Origin of the sequence: Janthinobacterium sp. TB1-E2, assembly GCF_036885605.1 — a bacterium.
GTDB lineage: Bacteria > Pseudomonadota > Gammaproteobacteria > Burkholderiales > Burkholderiaceae_D > Janthinobacterium > Janthinobacterium aestuarii.
Genome location: NZ_CP142523.1, coordinates 6,195,634 through 6,221,727 on the forward strand (window position 1 = coordinate 6,195,634; position 26,094 = coordinate 6,221,727).

The 26,094-nt window shown below is 63.4% G+C and carries 16 protein-coding genes; 5 read left to right on the forward strand and 11 right to left on the reverse strand.

From position 1 onward, the window contains the following. The first annotated feature begins 72 nt into the window (after positions 1–72). Positions 73–2,226 carry a S46 family peptidase gene (locus OPV09_RS27905; RefSeq protein WP_034745584.1) on the forward strand — a complete coding sequence of 718 codons (2,154 nt, stop codon included), beginning with the start codon at positions 73–75 and terminating at the stop codon, positions 2,224–2,226. Between the two features lie 68 nt (positions 2,227–2,294). Here the strand turns inward: OPV09_RS27905 and OPV09_RS27910 are convergent, their stop codons facing one another. Beyond that, complete coding sequence (locus OPV09_RS27910) at positions 2,295–2,864, reverse strand: hypothetical protein (protein WP_338680032.1); 570 nt, start codon at positions 2,862–2,864, stop codon at positions 2,295–2,297. Between the two features lie 149 nt (positions 2,865–3,013). Here OPV09_RS27910 and OPV09_RS27915 point away from each other — a divergent pair, with 149 nt between their 5' ends. The 3 genes from OPV09_RS27915 (at position 3,014) to OPV09_RS27925 (ending at position 8,991) form a co-directional block, all read left to right on the forward strand. Continuing rightward, on the forward strand, positions 3,014–4,702 hold the full coding sequence (locus OPV09_RS27915; protein WP_338680033.1) for a M14 family zinc carboxypeptidase: 1,689 nt from the start codon (positions 3,014–3,016) through the stop codon (positions 4,700–4,702). A 90-nt stretch (positions 4,703–4,792) separates the two neighbouring features. Beyond that, positions 4,793–6,943 (forward strand): FUSC family protein, encoded by a 2,151-nt coding sequence (locus tag OPV09_RS27920; protein ID WP_072457300.1) that lies wholly within the window; start codon positions 4,793–4,795, stop codon positions 6,941–6,943. A 95-nt stretch (positions 6,944–7,038) separates the two neighbouring features. Beyond that, the gene (locus OPV09_RS27925) at positions 7,039–8,991 is read left to right on the forward strand and encodes an acid phosphatase (RefSeq protein WP_338680034.1); all 1,953 of its coding nucleotides are present in this window, start codon (positions 7,039–7,041) and stop codon (positions 8,989–8,991) included. Positions 8,992–8,996: 5 nt separating this feature from the next. Here the strand turns inward: OPV09_RS27925 and OPV09_RS27930 are convergent, their stop codons facing one another. The 6 genes from OPV09_RS27930 to OPV09_RS27955 all read right to left on the reverse strand — a co-directional run bounded on the left by OPV09_RS27930 (position 8,997) and on the right by OPV09_RS27955 (position 17,897). Further along, positions 8,997–10,946 (reverse strand): S9 family peptidase, encoded by a 1,950-nt coding sequence (locus OPV09_RS27930; RefSeq protein WP_338680035.1) that lies wholly within the window; start codon positions 10,944–10,946, stop codon positions 8,997–8,999. A 67-nt stretch (positions 10,947–11,013) separates the two neighbouring features. Next, the gene (locus OPV09_RS27935) at positions 11,014–12,486 is read right to left on the reverse strand and encodes an amino acid permease (RefSeq protein WP_034745575.1); all 1,473 of its coding nucleotides are present in this window, start codon (positions 12,484–12,486) and stop codon (positions 11,014–11,016) included. A 286-nt stretch (positions 12,487–12,772) separates the two neighbouring features. Further along, positions 12,773–14,203 carry an amino acid permease gene (locus OPV09_RS27940; protein WP_319990476.1) on the reverse strand — a complete coding sequence of 477 codons (1,431 nt, stop codon included), beginning with the start codon at positions 14,201–14,203 and terminating at the stop codon, positions 12,773–12,775. Between the two features lie 129 nt (positions 14,204–14,332). Next, positions 14,333–14,791, reverse strand: coding sequence for a RidA family protein (locus tag OPV09_RS27945; protein WP_034745569.1), 459 nt, complete (start codon positions 14,789–14,791; stop codon positions 14,333–14,335). A 254-nt stretch (positions 14,792–15,045) separates the two neighbouring features. Beyond that, positions 15,046–16,629: an ABC-F family ATP-binding cassette domain-containing protein gene (locus OPV09_RS27950; RefSeq protein ID WP_338680038.1), complete on the reverse strand. Its 1,584-nt coding sequence runs from the start codon at positions 16,627–16,629 to the stop codon at positions 15,046–15,048. Positions 16,630–16,790: 161 nt separating this feature from the next. Continuing rightward, the gene (locus OPV09_RS27955; protein WP_338680039.1) at positions 16,791–17,897 is read right to left on the reverse strand and encodes an NADH:flavin oxidoreductase/NADH oxidase; all 1,107 of its coding nucleotides are present in this window, start codon (positions 17,895–17,897) and stop codon (positions 16,791–16,793) included. Between the two features lie 160 nt (positions 17,898–18,057). On the opposite strand from OPV09_RS27955, the gene OPV09_RS27960 reads away from it, so the two are divergent. Next, complete coding sequence (locus OPV09_RS27960) at positions 18,058–18,624, forward strand: glycine zipper 2TM domain-containing protein (protein ID WP_070302843.1); 567 nt, start codon at positions 18,058–18,060, stop codon at positions 18,622–18,624. On the opposite strand, the gene OPV09_RS27965 is transcribed toward OPV09_RS27960, so the two are convergent. From OPV09_RS27965 to OPV09_RS27980, 4 genes are all read right to left on the reverse strand, one after another. Further along, positions 18,621–19,130 (reverse strand): DUF1993 domain-containing protein, encoded by a 510-nt coding sequence (locus OPV09_RS27965; protein ID WP_034745557.1) that lies wholly within the window; start codon positions 19,128–19,130, stop codon positions 18,621–18,623. The two genes, OPV09_RS27960 and OPV09_RS27965, sit on opposite strands and share 4 nt — an antisense overlap. 99 nt (positions 19,131–19,229) lie before the next feature. Then, positions 19,230–20,198 carry a DUF2167 domain-containing protein gene (locus OPV09_RS27970; RefSeq protein ID WP_338680040.1) on the reverse strand — a complete coding sequence of 323 codons (969 nt, stop codon included), beginning with the start codon at positions 20,196–20,198 and terminating at the stop codon, positions 19,230–19,232. A 145-nt stretch (positions 20,199–20,343) separates the two neighbouring features. After that, entirely contained in the window at positions 20,344–21,357 is a 1,014-nt protein-coding gene (locus OPV09_RS27975) for a succinylglutamate desuccinylase (RefSeq protein WP_338680041.1), read from the reverse strand. Continuing rightward, complete coding sequence (locus OPV09_RS27980) at positions 21,357–26,084, reverse strand: NAD-glutamate dehydrogenase domain-containing protein (protein WP_338680042.1); 4,728 nt, start codon at positions 26,082–26,084, stop codon at positions 21,357–21,359. The genes OPV09_RS27975 and OPV09_RS27980 overlap by 1 nt, the downstream gene beginning before the upstream one ends. Positions 26,085–26,094: the final 10 nt, after the last annotated feature.

Below are 26,094 nucleotides of genomic sequence, written 5' to 3' on the forward strand. Positions count from 1 at the left end.
GTCGCCCGCTGCACAATCAGCGGGTACTCCGCTGATTCCGACTTCCCTACAATGTAAAAGAACAGAACTCGAATGAAAAAATCTCTCATCGCGCTCGCCATCCTGAGCAACTTCGCACACGCCGACGAAGGCATGTGGATGCCCCAACAGCTGCCACAAGTAGCCAAGGAACTGAAAGCGGCCGGACTGAAACTTGATCCGACCAACCTGACCAAACTGACCGAATTCCCGATGGGCGCCATCGTCAGCCTGGGCGGCTGCTCGGCGTCGTTCGTCTCGCCGCAAGGCCTGGTTGCCACCAACCACCATTGCGTCTACAACAGCGTGGCGGTCAATTCGACCAAAGAGCGCGATTTGCTGGCCAACGGTTTCCTGGCCAAGACTTTCGCTGAAGAATTGCCAGCGTCCCCAGGCAGCCGCATCTTCGTCACCTCGGCCGTGACGAATGTCAGCGACAAGATCATCACCGCCGACGTGGCCAAGCTGCAAGGCAAGGCACGCATCGACGCGATCGAGAAAAACCAGAAGAAACTGGTCGCCGAATGCGAAAAAGAAGCGGGTTTCCGCTGCACCGTGTCCGCCTACTACGGCGGCCTGGAGTTCTACCTGATCAAGCAACTGGAAATCCGCGACGTGCGCCTCGTGCACGCGCCTCCAGCGGGCGTCGGTAAATTCGGCGGCGACACCGACAACTGGATGTGGCCACGCCACACGGGCGACTACGGTTTCTACCGCGCCTACGTCAGCAAGGACGGCAAGGCTGCCGACTTCAGCAAGGACAACGTGCCGTACCAGCCAAAACACGTGCTGAAACTGGCCAAGGATGGCTTGAAAGAAGGCGATTTCGTCATGGTCCTGGGCTATCCTGGCCGCACCAACCGTCATCGTCTGCCATCGGAAGTGGCGTACACGTTTGACTGGAACTACCCGGCCTTCGTGAAAGCGTCGGGCGAAACCCTGGCCATCATCGCGCGCGAAACCAAGGACAACAAGGATGTTGCCCTGAAATACGCGGGTCAAGTTGCCGGCGTGAACAATTACTACAAGAACCGCCAAGGCATGCTGGACTCGTACGCCGGCAGCGACTTCCTGGCGCGCAAGACGGCGGAACACGAAGCCCTGAAGACCTGGGTCAACGCCACGCCAGCACGCAAGGCCGAATTTGCCGGCGACATCGAGCAAGTGGAAAAGCTGATCGCCGAGCGCGATGCCGACACCAAGCGCGATTTCTTCCTCAGCTACGCACAGCCACGCCTGCTGAACACGGCTCGCAGCCTGTACCGCCTGTCGAACGAAGGCACCAAGGCCGATACGGAACGCAAGTCCGGCTACCAGACGCGCGACTTGCCACGCCTGGAAGCGGGCATCACCTCGGTCGAGCGCACCTACGATGAAAAAGTCGACAAGGCGCTGGTACTGAACAGCCTGACCAAGTACGCCGCGCAGCCGGCAGCACAACGCCGCGCCAGCTTCGACGCCGCCATCGGCATCAAGGACGGCATGTCGCCAGCCGACCTGTCCGCCGCCCTGGACAAACTGTATGCCGGCAGCAAGCTGGCCGACAAGGCCGAGCGCGCAGCATGGCTGAAACGCACGCCAGCTGAATTTCAGGCCAGCAAGGACAGCTTCATCCAGGCAGCCGTCGCCATGTACCCGGATTCGCTGAAAAACGAAGCGGAAGATGAAGAACTGGCAGGCAAGATCCAGCAAGCGTACGCCAACTACATGAAAGCAAAAATCGCCTTCATGAAGAGCAAGGGCCAAGCCGTCTATCCTGACGCCAACAGCACCCTGCGCGTGACGTTCGGCAAAGTAGCCGGCCGCGACCATGGCGCCGACGGCACCACCTGGTCTGCCTTCACCACCGTCAATGGCGTCGCCGCCAAAGCCACGGGCCAGGGCGAGTTCAATGCACCGGCAAACCAACTGGCCGCGATCAAAGCCAAGGACTTCGGTAAATTCGTCGATCCGAAGCTGAAAACCGTACCGGTCGACTACCTGGCGACCCTGGACATCACCGGCGGCAACTCCGGTTCGGCTGCGCTGAACGCCAAAGGCGAATTCATCGGCCTGGCCTTCGACGGCACCCTGGACTCGATCATCTCCGATTGGGACTACAACAAGGCCAACACCCGTTCGATCCAGGTCGACCTGCGCTACATGCTGTGGAACATGAAACACATCGACCACGCAGACAACCTGCTGAAAGAAATGGGCGCTGAATAACAAGAAGCAATAACCCGGCAACGGGCGCTTTAGCCTGAGCCACTCCTGCGGGAGTGGCTTTTTTTCGCCTAGCGCTTTACCTTGGTGAAGCGGTACGGCACCGCTTGTTCCTCGCCAAACACCTGCGCACGGCCACTTCCCAAGGGCAGCATCACTCTCCGGCCGTCCTGCAGCAGCAAGGCCAGGTCGGCGCCGGGAAAGCGCTGCGCCAGCAGCGGATAGGCTTGCCGCGCGATGGGGGCGGCGGGTATCACGATGCGGTAGTCGCCATCGCCAAAGTCCAGCAGCAGCGCGGGAAGCTCATCGGGGCCGGGCAGCGCCGTGATGCGCAGGCGCGCGCTACCCTTGACGAGCTCGAACGCTGACCACAGGGGCAAGCTGCGCTGCGTGGATCCCATCTGCAGCTGCGGTGCATGGCCCGCCTGCGCCGATGCCAGTACGACGTCGGGCCGCTGCTCCGATACGGCGCCATCGACGGCCAGCAGCCAGCCCCGGTAGCGTATCAGCGCGCCCTGCGCGGCAGCCGTGACGGACCCGCCCTGCGCCAGCGGTCCCTTGCCCACTGGCAAGCGCAATGGCGCCGCCTGTGCCGCCAGGCAAGCCCACCACAGCGCCGCCGCCATCGCCATCTTGCCCATGCCGCCTCCCTCGTGCGTGAAACGTATTCATAACACAAGTCCGGCCCGGTCCCTCTGCCGCGCCTCAAGGCGCCAACGCCGGTGCTACAATTGGCCCCTAGCGGGCGTGCTTACCCAGCGCGCCTTCCCCCTCCCAGACTCAGACCGCTATGCCACCAGACTTGCGCACGACCTACGAACTCGGTAACCACAACCAGACCACGACCTGGCTGGAATGCATCACCTTCTATCAAGATCTCGCCGCACGCTACCCGCAAGTGCTGCATTTCGAACAGATCGGCCTGTCCGACTCGGGCGTGCCCATCCATGCTGGCGTCGTCAGCGCGGACGGCGTGTTCGACCGCGAACAGATCAAGCGCGCGGGCCGCACCGTGTTCTTCAACAACAACGGCATCCATCCGGGCGAACCGGAAGGCATCGACGCCTGCATGGCCATCGTGCGCGACCTGTGTACGCAGCCGGAACGCCTGGCGGCGCTGGGCAGCACCGTGCTGCTGTTCATTCCGATCTACAACGTCGATGGCAGCCTGAACCGCGCCAACACGTCGCGCGTGAACCAGGATGGCCCGGAGCAATTCGGTTTCCGCGGCAACAGCCGCCACCTGGACCTGAACCGCGACTTCATCAAGTGCGACAGCCTGAACGCGCAAGTGTTCAACCGCCTGCTGGCCAGCTGGGACCCGGACGTGATGGTCGACACGCATACGTCGAACGGCGCCGACTACCCGTACACGATGACCCTGATCCACACGCAGACGGACAAGCTGGGCAATGGCCTCGGCCCCTTCCTGCAAGACACCATGCTGCCGCACATCTTTGCGCAGATGGAACAGGCCGGCTGGCCCACCTGCCCGTATGTGAACCCCGTCAAGGACAGCCCCGACCACGGCATCGCCGAGTTCCTCGAAGTACCGCGTTTCTCGACCGGCTTTGCGGCCTTGCACCACGTCATCGGTTTCATGCCGGAAACGCACATGCTGAAACCGTTTGCCGACCGCTACGCTTCCATGCGCGCCCTGCTCGACATCACCATGGCGTTCACGGTCAAACATGGCGAACAGATCAAGCAACTGCGCGCGCAAGCCAAGGCGGCGGGACGCACGCAAGCCGAGTGGCCCATCCACTGGAGCATGAACGAAGAACAGCCGTCGACCTTCCCCTTCAAGGGCTATGCGGCGCAATACACGCCAAGTATCCTCGGCGACTACCAGCGCCTGTCCTACGACCGCTCGCAGCCGTGGGAACGCGATATCAAGTATTACAACCGCTTCGATGCGGACGTCACCGTGGCCGCGCCGAAAGCCTACGTCGTGCCGCAAGCGTGGCGCGAAGTCATCGAGCGGCTTCGCTGGAACGGCGTCGAAATGAGCCGCATCACCGCCGAACAGACGCTAACGGCGCGCTACTACCACATCACCAACGTCGGTACGCGCGCCACTGCCTACGAAGGCCACATGTTCCACGACACGGTGGAACTGGAAGCGCGCACGGGCCAGTTCACCGTGCAGGCGGGCGATTATGTCGTGTCCCTGGAGCAGGACAACGCCCGCTACGCCGTGGAAACGCTGGAGCCGCAGGCGCACGACAGCTTCTTCCGCTGGGGCTTCTTCAACAGCGTGCTGGAGAAGAAAGAAGCGTTTTCCGACTACGTATTCGAGGACATGGCATCCGAATTGCTGCGCGACGAGCCGGCGCTGGCGGCAAAATTTTCCGAGTGGAAAGCGGCCAACCCGGCCTTGCTGAGCAATCAGGAAGCCGTGCTCGACTTCATTTTTGCGCACTGCCAGCGCTTTGCCGAGCCGGAATGGCGGCGTTATCCTGTGATCGCCCTGATGTAACTCGGGGCTGTAGCGACTGCAACATCCTGGCGCCGCATCGGAGACCCCGGTGCGGCGCCTCTTTCTGTGCCCTGCCCACAAGGTAATCCCATGCACTACGCACTGAACCTGCGCACCTTTATTTACAGCCATTATTTTTATCTGGGCTTGCGCGTGGCCGTCGGCCTGGTCGGCCTGGCCTTGCTGACCCAGGAAATCAGCGACAGCGCCACGGCCATGACCGTGTGCATCGGCGCCCTGTGCACGACCCTGATGGACATGCCCAGCCCGCTTCGCCACAAGTTCAACGAAATGCTCGCTTCCGTGCTGCTGTGCAGCGCCGTGACCTTATTGATCAGCCTGTGCGGGCCCGTGCAGTGGCTGTTGATGATGGTGCTCGTGCTCGTCAGTTTTCTCGCCAGCATGATGGTGGTGTACGGCAAGAAATCCATGCCCTTGCAACTGGCCGCCCTGTTCATCATGACCATGTCGATGGAGCATCAGATGACGTGGCAGCAATCGTTCCACCACGCGGGCCTGTTCATGCTGGGCGGCTTGATCTATCTGGCCTATGCCATGGCCATCGCCTGGGTCTTGCGCCACCGCATCAAGCAGCAAGTGCTGGCCGAAGCCCTGTTCGAACTGGCCGCCTACATCGACATCAAGGCCGATTTCTACGACACGCGTTTCAATCTGACGGAGCAGTTCAACAAGCTGGTGCGCCATCAAAGCATCCTGGCCGACCGCCAGCAGGCGTCGCGCGACTTGATTTTGCGCAGCCACAAGAACAGCAAGGACGCCATCGTCGTGCAGGTGCACGTGTGCATGCTCGATCTGTATGAACTGATACTCTCGACGCACACGGATTACGCGCTGCTGCGCCAGCACCTGGCCGACTCCGACGTGCTGAAATCCCTGCACGACCTGGCCTACAAGGCGGCGCGCGACATCGAATCCGTCGCCTACGCCGTCACGCGCAAGCGCGCCTCGTATGCGCAGATCAGCTACGACAAGGAATGGGCCGACATCGAAGGAGAAATTGCCCGACTGCAGGCAAAGGGCGACGCTGCGCAGGAAGCGCTGGCCACCCTGCGCGCGCAGCGCAACAAGATCCGCGCCATTCTGAAAATGATCGGTGAACTGCATTTGGCCACGCAAAAAGTCTATGACAACGTGCCGTTCTGGAGCGGTGCGGACATGGCGCCATTCCTGTCGCAGCAGAAATACGAACTCAAGACACTGCTGTCCAATCTGCGCCTGGACTCGCCCGTATTCCGCTTCGCCCTGCGCGTGTCGATGGCCATCTCGGTGGGACTGCTGATCGGCCACTGGCTGCCGTATGCGGCGCACAGCTACTGGATCGTGCTCACCATCGTCATCATCCTGCGGCCCACGTTCAGCATGACGCGCCAGCGCCGCGCCGACCGCATCATCGGCACCATCATCGGCTGCGTGATCACGGCCATCGTGATCCGCTACGTGCACAGCAATATCGTGCTGATGGCCATCCTGTTCCTCTCCATCGTGGCCACGCCCACCTTCATCTATTTGCGCTACCGCTACACGGCCATTGCCGTGAGCCTGATGATTCTGCTGCAAATGCACCTGGTGGCGCCCAGCAACCCGAACCTCGTCAGCGAACGCCTGATCGATACCCTGATCGGCGCGGCGGTGGCCACCGTATTCAGCTTCGTGCTGGCCAACTGGGAATACCAGAGCCTGCCGCGCCTCGTGCGCCAGGTGCTGAACGTGAACCTGTCATACATGCAGGCCAGCTTCGCGCTGCTGCAGGGAAAGTGTTTCGATGACTTCGCCTACCGCATCGAGCGCAAGCGTTTGATGGACAGCCTGGCCGCGCTCAGCTCGGCGCTGGTGCGCATGCTCGACGAACCGGCCAGCAAGCAGCGGGCCGTGGAAGACATCAACCTGTTCATCGTGCAAAATTACTTGCTGGTCGCCCACGTGGCGGCGCTGCGCTCCATCCTGGGGCGCCATGCCAGCCAGCTGCCCGTCGCGCCCGTCAACGCCCTGCTTGGCCACAGCCATACGCAAGTGTGTCTGACCCTGTCGCGCGCGCTGGACCAGCTCGACAACAAGGCCGCCATCAGCGCCCCGCTGGCGACCCCTGCCGCACCGCCCGTGAGCGAAGTGGACTGGTCGGGCTGGCCGCTGGTCAAAAGACGCATCCGCCTGTTACAGGCCGATGCCGACAAGATCGTGGTGCATAGCGCGGCGATCGTGCATATCGTGGCGCCCAGATAATCTTTTGGGAGCGCCCTGGCGCAAGTGGTGTCATCAGGAGGTCATCTGGCCTCTCTATGCTGCCATGGTTTTTCCACTTCCAGCCAAGGTCATCCATGCACGCATTTCCCCTGAGCCGGCGCCTGCCGCTGGCGCTGGCCATCAGCGCCGCCCTCGCCCTTGCCGCCTGCGGCGGTTCCGACCACCAGGAAGCAGCGCTCGTCATTCCCGCCGCGCCCGCCGACCAGGGTGCGCCCGACACGGCGCCGCCATCGGCCACGGCCATCCCCTTTGTCGACAATATCGCCAGCAACCAGCGCGGCGATGCGCGCTACGCCACAGCCGCCACGAATGCGGGCGTACGCGTACTGGCCGGCATGCTCGACATATGGAAACCATTGACGGAAATCGTCGATGCCGGTGTCTCGGCGCCGGCCGTGGACGGCTTCCCTGCGGTCGTGCCTTCCGCCTGGACGGGCGTACCCAACGATGGCACGCCGGGCGGCACCATCGTCAATGCCAGCGTGCACAATGCGAACATCGATTTCGTCGTCAAAGCCACCACCAGCCGCACGCCGGCGCAGGAACTGGCCGCCTACCTCGATGACCGCCGCGGCAAGGGCTACAGCATCACCGACGGCATGGGTCCGCTGACGGACGCCTGGCGCAGCGCGGCGCGCCAGACCACCAGCATCACCGACATCGCGCCGGACGCGACAAGCAAGCTCTACAACGATAGCGGCAGCAACACGGGCGTGGCAGGCAGCGCCAATGCCGAGTTCGGCAACGTGGTGGGCCTCGTCAACGCCATGGGCAACAATGGCTCGACGGAACCGGCCAAGCGCTTCTACAAATATGCGCGCCCGTTCCGCTGGAGCAGCAACGTAGCCGTGATCCCGGCCCTGCTGCCGGCCCGAAGCCCCACGCCCGCCACCGATGGCGGCTTTACCAGCGGCCACTCGGCCGAAGCCGTGCGCGGCGCGCTGGGCATGGCGTATGCCTTGCCCGAGCGCTACCAGGAAATGGTGGCGCGGGGGCTGGAACTCGGCGAAAACCGCATCATCGCCGGCATGCATTCGCCGCTCGACGTGATCAGCGGCCGCGTGCAGGCGCAAGCCATCGTCGCCGCCAACCTGCTCGACCCGGCCACGGCCGCCACCAAGGCCGCCGCCGTAACGCAGGCGCACACGACCCTGATGGCGAAAACCGGCACCACGGCCGACACTTTCTACGACTACGCCCATTCGGACAGCAGCGCCAACGACCGCTTTTCGGACTACGTCAGCACCAAGGCCGCCTATATCCGCCGCCTGACCTTCGGTTTCGCGCAGATGGGCGCCGCCAATGCGCCGGCCGTCGTGCCGAAAGGCGCGGAAGTGCTGCTGGAAACGCGTTTGCCGTATCTGTCCGACGCGCAGCGCCGCGTGGTGCTGAAAACAACGGCCTTGCCATCGGGCTACCCGGTGATGGACGATGCTGAAGGCTGGGGCCGCTTGAACCTGTTTGCCGCCGCCGACGGCTATGCCGTCTTCACGGGCAATGTCGTCATCAGCATGGATGCGGCCAAGGGCGGCTTCTACGCCGTCGACCGCTGGCGCAACGACATCGGCGGCACGGGCAAGCTGAACAAGCAAGGCACGGGCACCCTGAAGCTGGGCGGCAACAATAGCTGGAGCGGCGGCACGCAGCTGGAAGGGGGCCGCCTGGAAGGCTTGTCGGCCACGGCCTTCGGCAAGGGCGACGTGTATGTCAGCGGCGGCACCCTGGTCAGCAATGCCCAGTCCAGCCTGGCGCTGGCGGGCAAGTACACGCAGCTGGCCACCGGCAACCTGGAATTAAAGCTGGGCAGCGGGCAGCAAGGCCGCCTGAGCGTGGCGGGCCAGATGACGGTGGCGGGCGGCAACCTGAAAGTGACGTTCCAGAACGGCTACAAGCCGGCCGCCGGCGACACCCTGACCGTGCTGCAGGGCGCCAGCCTGAAAGGCAAGTTCGACAGCATCACGGTCGATGGTTTCAAGGTGACGCCGACGTACACGGCAACGGGCTTGCAGCTGCGCCTGGATGTATAGGCGAGCTACTTGAGGTAGCGCTCAAACCAGCCGATAGTACGCTTCTGCAAGTCGCGCTGGTGCTCGGGCTTGCGGAAGGAATGGCCTTCGCCGTCGTAGATGAACAGGCTGGACGGCACGCCCATGGCGCGCAAGCCGTGCCAGAATTCCAGCGACTGGGCGGCCGGCGTTTCCACGTCGCGCTCGCCCACGTAGATCAGGGTTGGCGTCTTGGCCGCCTTGATCGATTCGATCGGCGAAGCCTTGCGGTAGACGGCCGGATCGTCATAGGCGGAGGCGCCAAAGAACGGGATCATCCACTGGTTGATGCCGTTCTGGCCGTAATAGCTGATCCAGTTCGACACGCCAGCGCCCGCCACGGCCGCCTTGAAGCGGTCGCTGTGCGTGACGCCCCACATGGTCATGAAGCCGCCATATGAATGGCCGATCAGGCCCAGGCGTTCGCCATCGACGGGTGCCACTTTTTGCACCGCGTCGATGCCAGTGAGAATGTCGCGCCAGTCGCCGCCGCCAAAGTCCGCCATGTTGGCGCGCGTAAAAGCCTGGCCCTGGCCAAAGCTGCCGCGCGGATTGGGCAGGAAGACGAAATAACCTTTTTGCGTCAATTCGTGGATCAGGGTGCTCGCGCCCACGTAGCGGGGCGAGGCAGCCGCGCCGGGCCCGCCATGCACGTTGACGACCATCGGGTAGCGCTTGCCAGCGTCCGTCTTCAACGGCCCCAGCAGCCAGCCCTGCACCTTGTATTGCTCGTTGTTCCAACCCACGTTCTGCACCGTCAGCTGCGGTGCAAAGCCGTCATTGTCGCGCGTGATCTTTTTCAGCTGGGCCACCGGTCCCGCCACCAGGTAGGAAGCGTGCGTAAAGTCTTCCTGCGCGGCGGCCGCTTGCGAGCCATCGGCGCTGAACGACAGACGGCCATCGCTGCCGCTGCTGCTGATTTCTCCGAGCAGCACGGGTTGGCTGGGGCCGGTCTGCGCATCGACGGGCACCAGCGCCAGCTGCGAATCGATCAGGGCCGTTGCCAGCAAACGGGCGCCGCGCCAGACGACGCCATTGAAGGTGCCGCGATAGTCTTGTGTCACATTGCGCGGCGTGCCGCCGGCCAGCGGGACCGTGTAGATATCGCCGCCGATGGAGCCAAAATCGCTCATCAGGCCGCCGATGAAGACCACCGTCTTGCCATCGGGCGAGACCGAAGGCAGGTTCAGCTGCATGGCCGGCGACGCGATCACGCGCAGGGCGCCCGTGGCCGCATCGATATGGCTGAGTTTGGCGACCCACCAGTTGCTGTCGCCATTGCCCTGCGCGCTGGTGGCGACAAAGCCGCGGCCATCGGGAGTCCAGCTGTATTCATACACATAGGTGTCGTTTGGCGACAGCAAGCGCAGCTCGCCGCCGCTGGCCGGCACGACGGCGATGCGCTGGGCATCGTCTTCGCTGCCCACTTCGCCCACCTGGCGCGCGCCCGCCTCGACGGCGCCGGCCAGCTTGCGCGCGCCCACCGTGGCCAGCAAGGCCAACTGCTTGCCGTCCGGCGACCAGAGCGCCGTGCTGGCCACGCCCTTGATGCTGGTCAACGTTCGGACTTGCGCTTGCGACAGGGTGGCCAGGTACAGCTGCGCCGTGCCCGCCTTGGCGTCGTAGCCGATGAAGGCCAGCTGCCGGCCATCGGGCGACCAGCTGGGCTTATCGTAGGAACACACGGCACACGGGTCGAATTGCTGCACGATGGCCCCGTTGGCGGCGTCGCGCACGACGATGGCAGCGTGCGGGCGCTGCGCTTGCTCGCCGGCCTTGTTCGATTCGATGGCGGCGATGCGCTGGCCATTGGCCGACAGGGCCACGGCGCGGTAATCGCGCAATGCCGGCCCGGTTGCAGGAGCGGCCTGTACCGTGGTGCCCAGAAGACTGCTTGCCAGCAAGCCGCAGGCGGCCAGATCAGTTATTTTCATCATGTAAATTCCGGTTAGAAATAAAAAAAACCGCCGGCAAGCGCGGCGGTTTTGGATGGAACAGACTGCATTAGCGGGCCTTCTTGCCCAGGTGTGAATGCCGCATGCTGTACAGGAAGTAAATGGCCACCGTCACCGTCATCCAGATACTAAACACGACAAACGTCGTATGCGGCAAATCGCGCATGATGTACAGGCAAGCGAGTACGCTCAGGCCGGGGATCACATACGGGCCGAACGGCACGCTGAAGCCTTCGATGCGGTTCGCGCCCTGCTTGTGGCGCAGCACGGGCACGGCGATCGAGACCACCATGAAGGCGGTCAGGGTGCCGATGCTGACCATGTCCCACAGGTAAGTCGCATCGATGGAACCCGCCACCACGGCCACGACGAGGCAAACGATGATGGTATTGCTGACCGGCACCAGGGTGCGCGGGTGGATCTTCTGGAACGATTTCGGGATCAGGCCGTCGCGGCTGACGGCAAACAGGATGCGCGTCTGGCCATAGATCGTCACCAGGGTCACGCTGAAGACGGAAATGACGGCGCCGGCCGACAGCACCAGCGCGGGCCAGGTCTTGCCCGTCACGTTTTGCAGGATCACCGCCAGGCCCGCTTCCTGGCCTTCGAACAATTTCGCCTGTTGCGCACCGAGGGCGGCCACGGCCACCAGCAGATAGAACACGGTGACGATCAGCAAGCCATACAGGATGCCGCGCGGGACATTGCGCTTGGGGTCTTTCACTTCGTCGCCGGCCGTCGCCACCGTATCGAGGCCGATGAAGGAGAAGAAGACGGTGCCGGCCGCGGCCGTTACGCCCGTCATGCCGGCAAAGCCCTTGCTATTGTCGGTATTGAAGAACGGCACGAAGTTGTCGGCGTTGAAACCGGAAAAGGCAATGGCAATGAAGAATACGAGGATGGACAGCTTGATGATGACCATGATGGCATTCATCAGCGCCGATTCCTTGGCGCCGCGCAACAGCAGGAAACCGCACATGCAGATCAAAAAGATCGGCGGCAGGTTGATGTGGCCGGCGTGAAACTCCATGCCATGCGGGCCGGAAACGATCATCGGCGTGCGCAGCATCTCGGGTATGTGCCAGCCAAACGCATTTTCCAGGAAGTTGTTCAGGTAGGACGACCAGCCGATGGCCACGGCACTGCCCGCCAAGCCGTATTCGAGCAGCAGACAGGCGGCCATGATGAAGGCAAGAAACTCGCCGACAGTGGCGTAGGCAAACGAATACGAGGAGCCGGAGGCGGGGATGCGGAACGACAGCTCCGCATAGCACAAGGCCGTCAGGCCGGCCGTGATGGCGGCGATCAGGAAAGACAGAACGACCGAAGGGCCCGCCTTGGGCACGGCTTCGACCATGGTAAAGAAAATGCCCGTGCCGATGGTGGCGCCGACGCCGATCATGGTGAGGGAAAACAGGCCGATGGACCGGCTCAAGCCACTGCTGCTGAGGCCTTCACCATATTCGACCGTAGTATCGATCGGCTTGGTGCGGCAAATTTTCTGGACCAGGGTTTGGCTCACTAATATTCCTTTATGAGGCACACATATTCGTATGACGGGTAAAAACAAATAGCGCTCCGGCCCTACCTGGCAAAAAACCGGAAAGATCGCGTCCATTTTCAAAACTAAGCGATTATAGGGCTTTCACCGGCACAGCCAAACAGAACTTTGATGCATGGAAACAACGCCAGGCGTGCGCCACCAAACACGCAAGAGTGCTGGCGAAGAAGATATTGCTTCTATGAAAGAAAAAGCGCGCCGCTGCAGGGGCAGGGGCGCGCTTCTGGTTCAGCTCAGGTCAGCTGAATTACTTCTTGCCGTGCGGCGCATCAGCCGGCGACCAGCCCGCCTCGTAGCCTTGCGGCACGTCGTCGCGGCCCTCTTTCGGCGCCAGGCCCAACACGTAGTACAGCACCGTCAGCAGGATCAGCCAGGCCGGTCCCACCATCAGGGCGATGCGCGTATCGGGGAAATACGCCATCAGGCCGATCACCAGTGCCAGGAAAGCGAGCGAAATCCAGGAGCCATACGGTGCGAACGGCATGCGGAAGGCCAGGTTCTTGATTTCCAGCGGCGTCAGGGTCTTGCGGAACTGGATCTGCGTGACGAGGATCACGCCCCAGGTCCAGACGGCGCCGAAGGTGGAAATCGAGGTAACCCAGATAAACACTTTTTCCGGCACCAAGTAGTTCAGCAGCACGCCCAACAGCAGCGCGAAGACGGACACGAGGATGGCGCGGCGCGGTACGCCGCTGGCCGTCGTTTCCGCAAACGCCTTCGGCGCCTGGCCTTGCAGCGCCAGGTTGTACAGCATGCGGCCCGTGCTGAAGATGCCGCCATTGCACGACGACAAGGCTGCCGTCAGCACGACGAAGTTGATGATGCCGGCCGCCGTCTTGATGCCCAGGCGTTCGAAGGTCATGACGAAGGGGCTGCCGGTGGTGCCGATTTCATTCCATGGGTATATCGACAGGATGACGAACAAGGCGCCGACATAGAAAATCAAAATGCGCCAGAACACGGAATTGATGGCGTCGGGAATCGATTTCTTCGGGTTGGCCGCTTCGCCAGCCGTCAGGCCAATCATTTCCACGCCCAGATAGGCAAACATCACCATCTGCAGCGACATCAATACGCCTTGCGCGCCATTCGGGAAGAAGCCGCCATGCGTCCACAGGTTCGAGATACCGATGGCCACGCCATCGTTGCCCAGACCGAAGACGATCATGCCCGTGCCGCCGATAATCATCAGGATGATGGTGACGACCTTGATCAGGGCGAACCAGAACTCGAACTCGCCGTAGGCTTTCACGGCCAGCAGGTTGATCGCGCCCATGGAACCCAGGGCCGCCAGGGCCCAGATCCAGCGCGGCGTGTCGGGGAACCAGATGCCCATATAGATGGCGACGGCGGTAATTTCCGCGACGCACGTGACCAGCCACAGGAACCAGTAGTTCCAGCCCGTCAGATAGCCTTGCAGGGGGCCCAGATAATCCTGGGCATAGCGGCTGAAGGAGCCGGCCACGGGATTGTGCACGGCCATTTCGCCCAGCGCGCGCATGATCATGAAGATAACCGCGCCACCGATGATGTACGACAGCATGATGCCGGGACCGGCCATCTTGATGGCGTTACCCGAACCCAAAAACAGGCCCACGCCAATCGCGGCGCCCAGCGCCATCAGGCGGATCTGCCGCTCACCCAGGCCGCGGTGCAAGCCTTGTTCACTCGTTTTCATTACGTGTCTCCGTTTTTTTCTTGAATACACCGATCCCTCCACCCCAATGGCGGTTCCGCTCTTGCTGGAAAGGAAGAAAAGGCGCGCCGGCGGCAATCGCCGGCATGCTCATGTGGTCAGACCACTGCGTCAGGCCAGTTCGGCGATCAGCTCGATCTCGACGCAAGCGCCCAGCGGGATTTGCGCCACGCCAAAGGCGGAGCGCGCATGTTTGCCGCTGTCGCCGAAGACTTCGACGAACAGTTCCGAGGCGCCATTGGTCACCAGGTGCTGTTCCGTGAATTCGGAGGTGGAATTGACCAGGCTCATGACCTTGACGATGCGCTTGACCTTGTTCAAGTCGCCGCCGCACGCGTCTTGCAGGGTGGCGATCAGTTCGATGGCGATGCCGCGCGCGGCGATCTTGCCTTCTTCCGTCGTGACATCCTTGCCCAGTTGACCAACCCAGACCTTGCCATCCTTCTTGGCCAGGTGGCCGGACAGGAAGACGGTGTTGCCCGTGCGCGCATGCATCACGTAGGCGGCAGCTGGCGCGGCAACGACTGGCAGTTCAATGTTGAGGGCCTTGAGTTTTTCGTAAAACGACATGCTATTTCTCCAAGAAAACAATATAAGCGAAACCAGAATTCATGCACGGCAGGGCACGGAGGATGACGCCCTGGCAGCGCGGTAGTGACCGACAACAGTGCCAGATTAAACGTCATCATATTGGTGAACCAGCAGTTTTAGTTCACAAATAGGCCCGGTTATTCAGTGGATTATACCGACAATCAAACAAAATTCAGCATCAGTTCATGAAGCATGCTCTACAGGCATCGAGCGTGACTTTTTTCATTAAATTGTCACTTGTGCAATGTCAAGCCCTCGGGGTCAAGGTTTATCGCATCCAGAAATGCCTGGTCGTGCGAAACCACAAGTAACGCGCCCCGGTATTGCAGCAGCATCTGCTCCAGCGCCTGCAGGCTGGCCAGGTCCAGATGATTGTCGGGTTCGTCTAACAGCAACAGTTGCGGCGGCGCCTGCGCATACAACTCGGCCGCCAGCGCCACCTTCATGCGCTCGCCACCGCTGAGCAAGTGGCTGGGCATGGTGGCGCGCGCGCCGGCAATGCCCAGCAGCGCCAGCCGCGTGCGCAAGTCCCCTTCCGCCATCGTGCTATTGCGTTCCTGCAAGCGCTGCACGGCGCTCCGCTCGCCGTCTTGCAGTCCGGCATGCTGGTCCAGCCACGCCACCCGCGCATGGCACAGCAGCTCGCCGCTGGCGGGCGCCAGCTGTCCGGCGATCACGCGCAGCAGGGTCGACTTGCCGCTGCCATTATTACCCGTCACGGCCAGGCGGCGCGGGCCGCTGATGACCAGGCTCACAGGCTGCGCCTGGCCATAGGGCAAGACCACGTCGCGCAGTTCCAGGATCAGCTTGCCGTTCGGCACGGCACTGTCGGGCGCCAGCAGCAGCCGTTCCATCTCGGGCGCGCAGCGGGCGCTGGCGTCCATCACCCTTTGCTGGCGCACCTGCTGCACCTCTTGCGCGCGCAGGCGCAACTTGCCCTGGCTATCCTGGCTTTTCTCTTTGCGCGCATCGAGCAGCAGCTTGCTTTGGTTGCCTTCGCGACCATCGCGCTCACCACGCACCACCCGTTTCTGCTGGCGTTCGGCTTGCTGCTGCGCGTCGCGCTGTTCGCGTCTGGCGCCCGCCTTTTCCGCCTGCAGGGCGGCAGCAAAACCGGCCTGTTCCAGCGCGCGCTGCTGTGCATACATCGCGTAATTGCCGCCATAGCTGCGCAAGCCCTGGCTAGACAGCTCGACGATTGCATCGACGTGCCCGAGCAAGCCGCGGTCATGGCTGACCAGCAGCAAGCCACCCGGCCAGCGCGCCATCTGCGCCACCAGGCGGGCGCGCTGCTGTACATCGAGATGGTTGCTCGGCTCATCGAGCACCAGCCAGTCCGCCTGCGACAGCCAGGCCCCTTGCAGAGCGATGCGCTGGCGCTCGCCGCCGCTCAGGCTGACCGTTGGCATGTCGGCATCGACATGGCGCAAATCGAGCGCATCGAGCGCCTGGCGCAAACGGGTGTGGGCATCCCAGCGCTCTCCCACGAGCGCGTAATCGGCTTCGTCGACGCTGCCTTCGGCGATGCGCGCCAGCGCGGCCAGCAAGTCGTCCATGCCGGCGAGCGCCGCCACGGTGCGATAGCGTTCAGGATCGAGTTCCTGCGCCACGTAATGCACGCGGCCGTCGCAGCGCACGGCGCCGGAAGACGGCTGCGCCTGGCCCGCCAGCAGGCGCGCCAGCACACTCTTGCCCACGCCGTTATCGCCGACGAGGCCGATACGTTGCGGGGCAAAGCTAAATTGCAAATCGGAAAACAGGGTGCGGCCATCGGGCAGCACAAAGGACAGACGGTCGAGTTGTAGTAATGCGGGCATGGATACTCCTTGTACGTGCAGACAGGGCTGGCGAACCCGCGCGGCGCAAAGGCGCTATGGCGGGATGGGCGAGGCCGTGCACAGCACGGCAGTATCAATGGCGCATGTCGAAGCGTCCTGGAGAAATGGGAAAGAAGCGTCAGTGTAGCAGAGCAGGCTTGTCAGCGCTGCCCCAAGGTCGTGTCGCCGAACAGGTTCTTGAATTCACGCGGCTGCGAGCGCCAGTACTGCGGCGGCGCCTGCACTTGCGCACCCAGCTGGGCCGCCGCATGCCAGGGCCAGCGCGGGTCGAACAGGATGGCGCGCGCCAGCGCCACCATGTCGGACTGGCCGTTGACGATGATGTCCTCCGCCTGCTGCGCTTCCGTGATCAGGCCCACGCTGATGGTGGGCAAACCGCTGTCGCGCTTGATGCGTTCGGCAAACGCCACCTGGTAGCCGGGTCCCACGGGAATTTGCTGCTGCGGCGAAACGCCGCCGCTGGAGACGTGGATGAAGTCGGCGCCCAGCTGCTTGAGTTCCTGCGCGAAACGCACGCTTTGCTCAATTTCCCAGCCACCCTCGACCCAGTCGGCGGCGGAAATGCGCACGCCCACGGCGGCCGGCACGGCGGCGCGCACGGCTTCAACAACTTCCAGCGGAAAGCGCATGCGGTTTTCCAGGCTGCCGCCATACGCATCCGTACGCTGGTTGGACAGCGGCGACAAGAACTGGTGCAGCAGATAGCCGTGCGCCGCATGCAATTCGATGCCCTCGATGCCGAGCGCATGCACGCGCTGGGCGGCCGACACAAAGGCGCCCTTGATTTGCAGCAAGCCCATCTCGTCCAGGGCGATCGGCACGGTTTCGCCCGGTGCATGGGCGATGGCGGAAGGCGCCACCGTTTGCCAGCCGCCCTCGGCCAGGTGCACGCAGGAACCACCCTGCCAGGGCGCGCGGCTCGACGCCTTGCGTCCCGCATGGCCCAGTTGCACCACCAGGGGAATCGGAGCGTGGCGGCGGATCGCCTGCACCACCTTGGCCAGCGCAGCTTGATTCGCATCCGACCACAGGCCCAGGTCTTCGGCCGAGATGCGTCCCTCGGGCGAGACGGCCGTCGCTTCCGTCATCAGCAAGCCCGCGCCGGACAGGGCAAGGTGGCCCAGGTGGATCATGTGCCAGTCGGTGGCGTTGCCGTTGTCAGCCGAGTACTGGCACATGGGCGCGATGGCGATGCGGTTGGCCACCTGCAGCGGCCCCAGGGCATACGGCGTGAATAGCTGGCTCATGGCGGACTCCGGAAAAGGGGAAGCACCGATTCTACTGTGCTTTGAAAAGCGCGGCTTACACCTGCTTACGTTTGATACAGCGCAAGGGCTAGCCTTGGACAGGCGCGGCCGCTAATCTGGACACATCAATAACACCCGCAGTACCACCCCAGGAGAACACATGAACACGACGACTACCGCCAGCCGCATCCACCCTTTGATGGCCGGCGCCGCCATTTCCGTGACGGTCCTGTGCCTGGTCGGCGCGGCGTCCATCGCCGGCATCCTGCCCAATTCGCGGGCGAATGTGCCTGCCGTGCCGGCCGACGTGGCCGCCATGACGCCAGCCAGCGCCGCCGCCCTGGCTGCGCCCGCAGCTGCACCGGTGGCCGCGCCTGTCGTCGCGCAAGCCGCCCCGGCACCAGCCCCGGCGCCTGTCGTGCACAAGCGCGTCGTGCACCACACGCAAGTGGCACAAGCGCGCCCTGCCTACAATGACAACAACGATGGCTACCGCGACACGGCCTACCGCGAACCTGTGCGCCAGCAGCCAGTGCCTGCGCCGGCACCTGCACCAGCACAACCGAACTACGTGGGCATCGGCACGGGCGCCGTCATCGGCGGCTTGATCGGCAATCAGGTCGGCGGCGGCCGCGGCAAGGCGCTGGCGACGGTGGCCGGCGTGATCGGCGGCGGCATGCTGGGTAATGCGGTGCAAAATCAAGTCGAGCAGCAACCGCAACGTTAATCGTACGGGCCCAGATAATCGAGCTTGCCCACGGCCACGCCATTGTTTCTCAGGATGGCGTGGACCATGGAAACGTGGAAATAGAAGTTCGGCAAGGCAAAGCTGAGCAGGTAATCATCGCCCGAGAATTTCGTCCCCTCGTCGGTCCAGTTCAGCACGACTTCCTTCTGCGCACTGCCCGCCATCTGGCCCGCATTCACGCTGTCGATGTAGGCGATGGTGCTGGCGATACGTTCCTGTAGCTGCTCGAAGGACGCTTCGTTATCTTCAAATTTCGGCGCCGGCACGCCGCTCAGGCGCTCGACCGACATCTTCGACGTATCGCTGGCGCGCTGCACCTGCGCCGTCAAATCCAGCATGTCGGGCGCCAGCTGCGCACCCAGCAAAATCTCGGGCACGATGCCATCTTCCTCCACGTGGGCTTGCGCTTTTTCCAGCAGGGACGAGACGACCCGCAAGCCGCGGATGAAGACGGGAATGGTTGCCTGATACATGGACACGGACATGGCGGACTCCTGATAGTGAACGATGAGCCAGTGTACCCGAGGCGCTGTTTTCGGGTACCGCGCCCGTGTGCGTCAGCGCACCTAGCAGCCCAGTTGCTTTTACTTGTCGAGGTTGACCTTGCCGTCCGGTAAATGCGCTGGCTGTTCAACGGACTCCTGCTGCTGTATCGGCGCCGGCTTCTCCTTGCGCTTGCCAGTGAAAAACTTGACGATGGCCGCACCGCCGCCCACGACGGCCAGGAGCAGCACTTTCTTGAAAGCCAGCAGCAGCGCCAGCAATTTGCCAAACAGGCCCAGCTTGCTGGCCACGCCACCGGCCACCAGCGCCGCCAGGCCATACTCGGCCACCTTGTCCGTCTTGCTGTCGAAATCCGTGTAGCGGTTACCGTCGGTAAATTCCGTGAACGCCGTCACTTGCTGCATTTCCTGCTTGATCGTCGCGATCTGCTGCATGCTGGCGATCGCGTTCAGGTTCAGCACGCCTTCACGGCCCAGCACGCGCACATTGTAGTTCAGCGAGTGCTCGCCGCCATCGATCATCAGGTCCTTGGCCCAGTACAGCTTGTGCGTATCCTTGGTATAGCTGGGTTTTTCCGCCCAGCCCATCAGATGGATGCCTGGGTAACCCTGCTTCTTGCGCTCCGCATTGTTTTCCAGCACGGATGCCTGCATATCCTTGAGCAATTCATCGTATTTGATGCTGTCCGCATCGTCATCCTTGATATGCCCTTCCTTTTCATACGTCACCACCACGCCCCAGCTATCACGCTCGAGCACGCTGGTCTTGGCGGGCACGATCATGCCCAGCGATTCCATGCCCGGTGGATTACCCCAGGCCTCGACCAGCACGCGCTCGGCGTCCGCCGGCGACAAATAACGGAAGCTGGCGGGCAAATCCAGGGTGGCGATACCGCCTGGCAATGTGATCTTGCCGCGCTGCAGGTGCAACTGGGCAAGGAATTGCTCGGCCGTCATTTCCGTTGCGGCAGCCTTCTCTTCGGCAGGGGCGGCAGCCGTCAGGCCGGTGAGGGTCAGGCACAGCAGGGCTGTCAGCAGGCGTTTCAACATGATCGGTCCAAAAAATTGCAAAGGGTAAATATTTTAAATCAACTGGTTGCTTAATGGATAATTATTTCTGTGCGGCATTTTCCCATGAAAAAAGCGCCAGACGGGTTTCCCCGGCTGGCGCCTGCTGCCGTGCATGGCGTGAAGATCAGGACACGCGCACCACCATCAGTCCCGCGCGCAAGCCAACGCGCACGTCCGGGTTGGGAAACACCACCAGCTCTTCCGCGTGCTGCACCGTGTACACATGGTCGCCATCGCTGGCGATCACGGCGTGCTGCGGCAAGGACGTGAAATTCTGCGTGCTGCGGTCAAAAGCCATGCGGAATTCATCGCTGTGCTTGATGATTTCCTGCGCCACCTTGAACACGTGCGGTTGCGCCTTGACGGGCTGCGCAGGCAAGCCGCGCAGCAAGCCGTCGAGCGCCCGCGACACGTCGTCGAACAGGGACAAATCGTTCTGCCCCAGGGTGCCCACGCGGCCCAGTTCCACCGTGCTGGCGGCCGCGCCGAAATGCTCGGCCGAATAATAACTGTACGTGCCGGCCGACTGCGGGTTCATGATGATGGCGCCGATGGCCGCCTGGCCCAGCCAATCGATCAGCTGTGCCTTGGCGTCGTCGGCCACCAGGTCCGGCACGATGGCAAACGTGGGGTACACGGACGGCCGGATGGCCGTGTGTAAATCCAGATGCCAGCGCACGGGTCCCGCCGCTGCAAAGAACGCTGTTGTCGCGGCGATCATTTCATCGGCACGCGCGCTTTCCGCCGCTTGCGCCAGGCTGCCCCGCACGGGGCGGAACATGCGATTGAGGTCGGCGTCGATGAAACGCTTGCCGGCCCGGATCGCATCGACATTGCCCACGCAAACGAGCAAATCGACGGCCAGCTTCGATGCATCGCGCGACAAGGCGTCGAGCAGATGCGCCAGCACTTCGATCGGTCCCGTCTCGTCGCCATGCACGCCCACCGAGACGGCCACGCTGGCGCGGCCAGCTCCCGGCTTGACGACCTGCAGCATGCCGGGCGCCGGCAAGGCCACCGTGAAACCGGCGTCCGAAAACAACCGGGCCACGCCGCTGAAATCGGCCTGCGCCAGCGCCTGCACGGCTGGCGGCAAGCCGCCAGCATCCTGCACTACCTGTGTTACTTTTTGCGTCATTACACCGCCGCTTCCGCTGGGGTTTTCGCCGTGATTTTATTCACGGCTTCCGACAAGGTCCACACGTCCAGCATGGCTTGCTCCAGTTCCGTCGCCGCCACATAGGCCGACAAGCCCAGCGCGCCCGTCACGGCATCGACGGCCTGGCCGGCATTGCCTTGCTCGGCACGGGCCAGCACCTGCGTCAGCAAACGCTGTTGCGTGCGGCGCAGCGCTTGTTGCGCGTAGTTGCGCAACTGCTCCTGCGACTTGCCTTGCGCCGCCAGCTTCAAGCCACGTTCCAAGGTGTCGATACCCGCCTGGCTGCGCAGGGCCAGGCCCAGTTGCAGGAAGGAAGCCAGGTCCATCGAGGCAGGACGCGGCACGGACAGGGCCGGGAACAGGAAGCCGGCGACGACTTCCAGCGCGTCGACCGCATCCCACGCCTGCACGAAGGCCGGACTCAAGCCCGGCACCAGCGCCGCTTCCGACTTGATGCCAACGGTTTTGAGCAGCTCACGCTTCGATTCCGCGCCAAACAAACGAGTCAGTTCGGCCAGGCCGGCGCCGCGCAATTGCTCGGCCGGCACCGACAGCACGCCGGCGATCATCGTTTGCTGCAGCACGCGCGTTTGCGCGTCGACCTTGATCGACACGTCGCGTGGAATCGTCAAGGCGTCCGCATCGAGCGCGTCGAACACGGGCGCCAGGTTCAAGGCCACCCAGGCCTGGCCCCAGGCCAGGATCACGGTCGATTCGTCCACGCCGTGTTCCGCCGCCAGGTTGCGGATCATCAGCGGGCCGCAGCGGTTGATCACTTCATTGGCCAGCACGGTTGCCAGGATGGCGTTGGCCAGCGGGTGGTCGAGCGCCGAACGGGTTTCCACCAGCAGGGATGGGAAGTAGGGTTTCAGCACCGGCTCGGCCCACGTTTCGCCGGTCAGCGGCAAGGCGGACAGGATGCGCTTGAAGCGGTTCTTCACGTTGGCGATCACCACCGCCAGTTCCGGCGTCGTCAGGCCACGGTTGTCCAGCTTGCGGCGCGCCAGTTCGGCCACCGATGGCAGCTGCTCGAGTTCGCGCGACAGCGCTCCCTCTTCTTCCAAGCTGGCGATCAGGGCGGCGTAGCCATCCTGCACGGCGCTTTCGCTTTGCGCCTGCAACTCGCGCACCAGCAAATGCGTCTGCTGCGTGTTGTCGCGCAAGACCAGGCGCTCGACGTCGTCCGTCATCGCATACAGCTCGCGGTTGCGTTCTTCTTCCGTCAGCTTGCCCGCGTTCACTTCCACGTCCAGCCAGATTTTCACGTTCACTTCATGGTCCGAGCAATCCACGCCGGCCGAATTGTCGATCGCATCGGTGAAGATGCGGCCACCGGCCAGCGCGAACTCGATACGGCCCGCCTGCGTCGCACCGAGATTGCCGCCTTCGGCCACGACTTTCACGCGCAGCTCATTGCCGCTGACGCGGATGTGGTCATTCGCGCGGTCCTTCACTTGCGCGTGGGTCTCCGTCGACGCCTTGATGTAGGTGCCGATGCCGCCGTTGTAGAACAGGTCCACGGGCGACTTCAGGATGCGGTGCATCAGTTCTTCCGGCGGCAGCGAGGTCTCGGCGATATCGAGCGCGGCGCGGATCTGCGGCGACAGTTCGATCGTGCGGGCGGTGCGCGGATACACGCCGCCGCCTGCGGAGATCAGCTCCTTGTTGTAGTCGTCCCACGAGGAGCGCGGCAAGGCGAACAGGCGCGCGCGTTCCTCGAACGAGACGGCGACGTCCGGTGTCGGGTCGAGGAAGATGTGGCGGTGGTCGAACGCGGCCACCAGTTTCAGTTGGCGCGACAGCAGTACGCCGTTGCCGAACACGTCGCCCGACATGTCGCCCACGCCGACCATGGTAATCGGGGTGGTATTGAGGTCGTGGTCCATTTCATAGAAGTGGCGCTTCACGGCTTCGAACGCGCCCTTGGCGGTGATGCCCAGCTTCTTGTGGTCATAGCCGTTCGAGCCGCCCGAGGCAAACGCGTCGCCGAGCCAGAAACCGCGCTGCACGGCGATGCCGTTGGCGATGTCCGAGAACGTGGCCGTGCCCTTGTCGGCAGCGACCACCAGATACGGATCGGCTTCATCGAAGCACACGGTATCGACTGGCGGGACGATATTGCCCAAGGAACGGTTGTCCGTCACTTCCAGCAGGCTGGAAATGAACAGGCGGTAGACGGCTTCGCCTTCGGCCGCGATGGTTTCACGCACGGCGTCTTTCGGCATCATCTTGCAGACAAAACCGCCCTTCGCGCCGGCCGGCACGATGACGGCGTTTTTGACCATCTGCGCTTTCACCAGACCCAGGACTTCCGTGCGGTAGTCTTCCATGCGGTCGGACCAGCGCAAGCCGCCGCGGGCGACAGGGCCGCCGCGCAGGTGCACGCCTTCGAAGCGGCGCGAGAAGACGAAAATCTCGCGGTAAGGACGCGGTTCCGGCACCAGCGCCAGGCTGCTGGTGTCGAACTTGAAGATGATCTTGTCGCCTTGTTGATTGTTCTGGAAGTAGCTGGTGCGCAGGGTGGCGGCCATCAGGTCGGCCAGCGCGCCGAGGATTTCCTCGGTATCGGCATGGTTCACGGAGGGCAGGCCGGCCTTGATGGCGGCGATGCTTTCCAGGGCTTGCGCATGCTGCGCGTCGGACAGCGAAGGATCGAAGCGCTGCAGGAACGCTTCCACCAGGGCTTTGACCTGGGCCGGCTGCTTGCGCAGGCTTTCGGCGATGTAGCGCACCGAGAAGCGGCTGCCCGTCTGGCGCCAGTAGCTGGTATAGGCACGCACCAGCTGCACTTCGCGCGTAGACAAGCCGCCTTCGATGACGAGGCCATTCAAACGGCCATCTTCGGCCGTGTCGTTGAACAGGGCGGCAAACAATTCCTGCGCCACGGCGACGACGGATGGCTGCGCCAGTTTCGCCGCGCTGGCGGCATCGACCGTCAGGCTGGTGACGAAATAGCGCGTGCCGTCGGCCAGCGACACGGAATACGCCTGTTCGCGGTCGATGGCCACGCCCGCGTTGTGCAGTGCCGGCAGGATGGTCGACAGCGGCGGCACCTTGTTGGCCGAGTACAAACGGATCGTGGTGACGGCGCCCGTCTCGATGCGCACGGCCACGTGCGACGGATCCGTATTGCGCAGGATGGTGTCGAGGTCGCGGAAGGCGACGGCCGGCGCGGTGGCGGCCACGTAATCGAGCGGTAACGTGGCGCACAGTTTGCGCAGGCTGGTGCGCAGGTCCACGTCGGGCACGGCGTCGGCCACGGCGGCAAAACCGTTATGCCAGCCGTCGAGCACGCTCAGCAGCGGCTGTTCGATATCCGTTTCCAGGTCCAGCGGGTAGCGCGCGGCGTGGGCGATCAGGTAGACGCGCGCCAGAGGACCGTCGGCCACCAGGGTTTGCATGCTCACATGCGTGGCGCCGGAACTGGCTTGCAGGGCTTTTGCCAGGCTCGAAGCGACGCTGGCGCTGTAGCGCTCGCGCGGCAGGTAGACCAGCACGTTCAAGTGGCGCGCATACACGTCGCGGCGCGCGAAGACCTTGGTGCGCGGCTGCTTGTACAGCGAAACGACGGAACCGCACACTTGCGCCAGCCAGTCGAGATCCGCTTCCAGCGCTTCCGTGCGCGGCAAGGACTCAAGGATTTCGCGGAATTTCTCGGCACGGAAGCCTTGCTGGCGCACGCCGGCCAGGCTCAAAACCTTGGCCACGCGGCCACGCGCAAACGGCAGCGCCGCCAGCGGGGTGGAATTGCCGGCGCGAGTGAACAGGCCGACGAAGCAATGCTCGCCCAGGATCGCGCCTTGCGCATCCATGTCGCGCACGCCGATGAAGTCCAGCTGCTGGTCGCGGTGCAAAGTGCCCGCCACGTCGGCCTTGACGATGGACAGCGCCGAATCGCGCTTGGCCAGGGTGTCGAAGTCGCCCGGGATATTCGCCAGGCAGGTGCCGTAGACCGGGTGCGCCGTATCCTGCAGCACGCCGACACGGCTCGGAATGTCGCGTTCGAGTTCGCGCACGCCCGGCTTGACGCGGTAGTAGGCGTAACCAAATACTTCAAAGCCGCCGCTGCGGGCCCACTCCAGGAAGGCCGCCACCTCCGCGCCTTCTTCGCCATGCTGCGATGCCGCCGTGGCGACGGCGGCCAGGCGCTCGCTCATGGCGGCGCTATCGCGGCGCACGACGGCCGCGTCACGCGCGACCGTCTCCAGGGCGGCGACCAGCGCGGCCTGGGCTTGCGGCGCCAGCTCTTCGTCGAGCAGCACCAGCACATACGATTCGAGCGGGTCGCCCGGCTGGCGCACCGCTTCGACGCTGCCGTCGGCGGCGCGGCGCACGGGCAGCACGGTGTTCATCACGCCACGCACGGCCAGGTGCTGGCGGCGCATGGCCATGACGATGGAGTCGACCAGGTAAGGCATGTCTTCGTTCAGGATCAGCAAGGCGCTCGCCATGCCGCCACGTCCATCCGCATAACGCAGGGTGGCGATCTGGCAGCCGTTGCCGGTGCGCTTGGCCGCTTGCGTGAAGCCCTCGACCAGCACGGGCGCCAGGCTGTCGGGCGCGATATCGGCCAGGTCTTCGGCGTCGAGCGAGTCGAGCCATGCCTGCACCAGCTGCACGACAGGCGCTGCCGCCTTGCCTGCATTGCCAGCCGCGTTAATCAACTCCAGCGTTTGTGTACGCAAATCTTGTGGCGTGTGATTCATCTTGCATCTC

Bases quoted from the DNA above. Each gene is read 5' to 3' on its own strand.
- OPV09_RS27960 (WP_070302843.1), top strand. From the start codon at position 18,058: ATGAACACGACGACTACCGCCAGCCGCATCCACCCTTTGATGGCCGGC.
- OPV09_RS27905 (WP_034745584.1), top strand. From the start codon at position 73: ATGAAAAAATCTCTCATCGCGCTCGCCATCCTGAGCAACTTCGCACAC.
- OPV09_RS27945 (WP_034745569.1), bottom strand. From the start codon at position 14,791: ATGTCGTTTTACGAAAAACTCAAGGCCCTCAACATTGAACTGCCAGTC.
- OPV09_RS27950 (WP_338680038.1), bottom strand. From the start codon at position 16,629: ATGCCCGCATTACTACAACTCGACCGTCTGTCCTTTGTGCTGCCCGAT.
- OPV09_RS27975 (WP_338680041.1), bottom strand. From the start codon at position 21,357: ATGACGCAAAAAGTAACACAGGTAGTGCAGGATGCTGGCGGCTTGCCG.
- OPV09_RS27915 (WP_338680033.1), top strand. From the start codon at position 3,014: ATGCCACCAGACTTGCGCACGACCTACGAACTCGGTAACCACAACCAG.
- OPV09_RS27970 (WP_338680040.1), bottom strand. From the start codon at position 20,198: ATGTTGAAACGCCTGCTGACAGCCCTGCTGTGCCTGACCCTCACCGGC.
- OPV09_RS27980 (WP_338680042.1), bottom strand. From the start codon at position 26,084: ATGAATCACACGCCACAAGATTTGCGTACACAAACGCTGGAGTTGATT.
- OPV09_RS27920 (WP_072457300.1), top strand. From the start codon at position 4,793: ATGCACTACGCACTGAACCTGCGCACCTTTATTTACAGCCATTATTTT.
- OPV09_RS27930 (WP_338680035.1), bottom strand. From the start codon at position 10,946: ATGATGAAAATAACTGATCTGGCCGCCTGCGGCTTGCTGGCAAGCAGT.
- OPV09_RS27955 (WP_338680039.1), bottom strand. From the start codon at position 17,897: ATGAGCCAGCTATTCACGCCGTATGCCCTGGGGCCGCTGCAGGTGGCC.
- OPV09_RS27940 (WP_319990476.1), bottom strand. From the start codon at position 14,203: ATGAAAACGAGTGAACAAGGCTTGCACCGCGGCCTGGGTGAGCGGCAG.
- OPV09_RS27965 (WP_034745557.1), bottom strand. From the start codon at position 19,130: ATGTCCGTGTCCATGTATCAGGCAACCATTCCCGTCTTCATCCGCGGC.
- OPV09_RS27925 (WP_338680034.1), top strand. From the start codon at position 7,039: ATGCACGCATTTCCCCTGAGCCGGCGCCTGCCGCTGGCGCTGGCCATC.
- OPV09_RS27910 (WP_338680032.1), bottom strand. From the start codon at position 2,864: ATGGGCAAGATGGCGATGGCGGCGGCGCTGTGGTGGGCTTGCCTGGCG.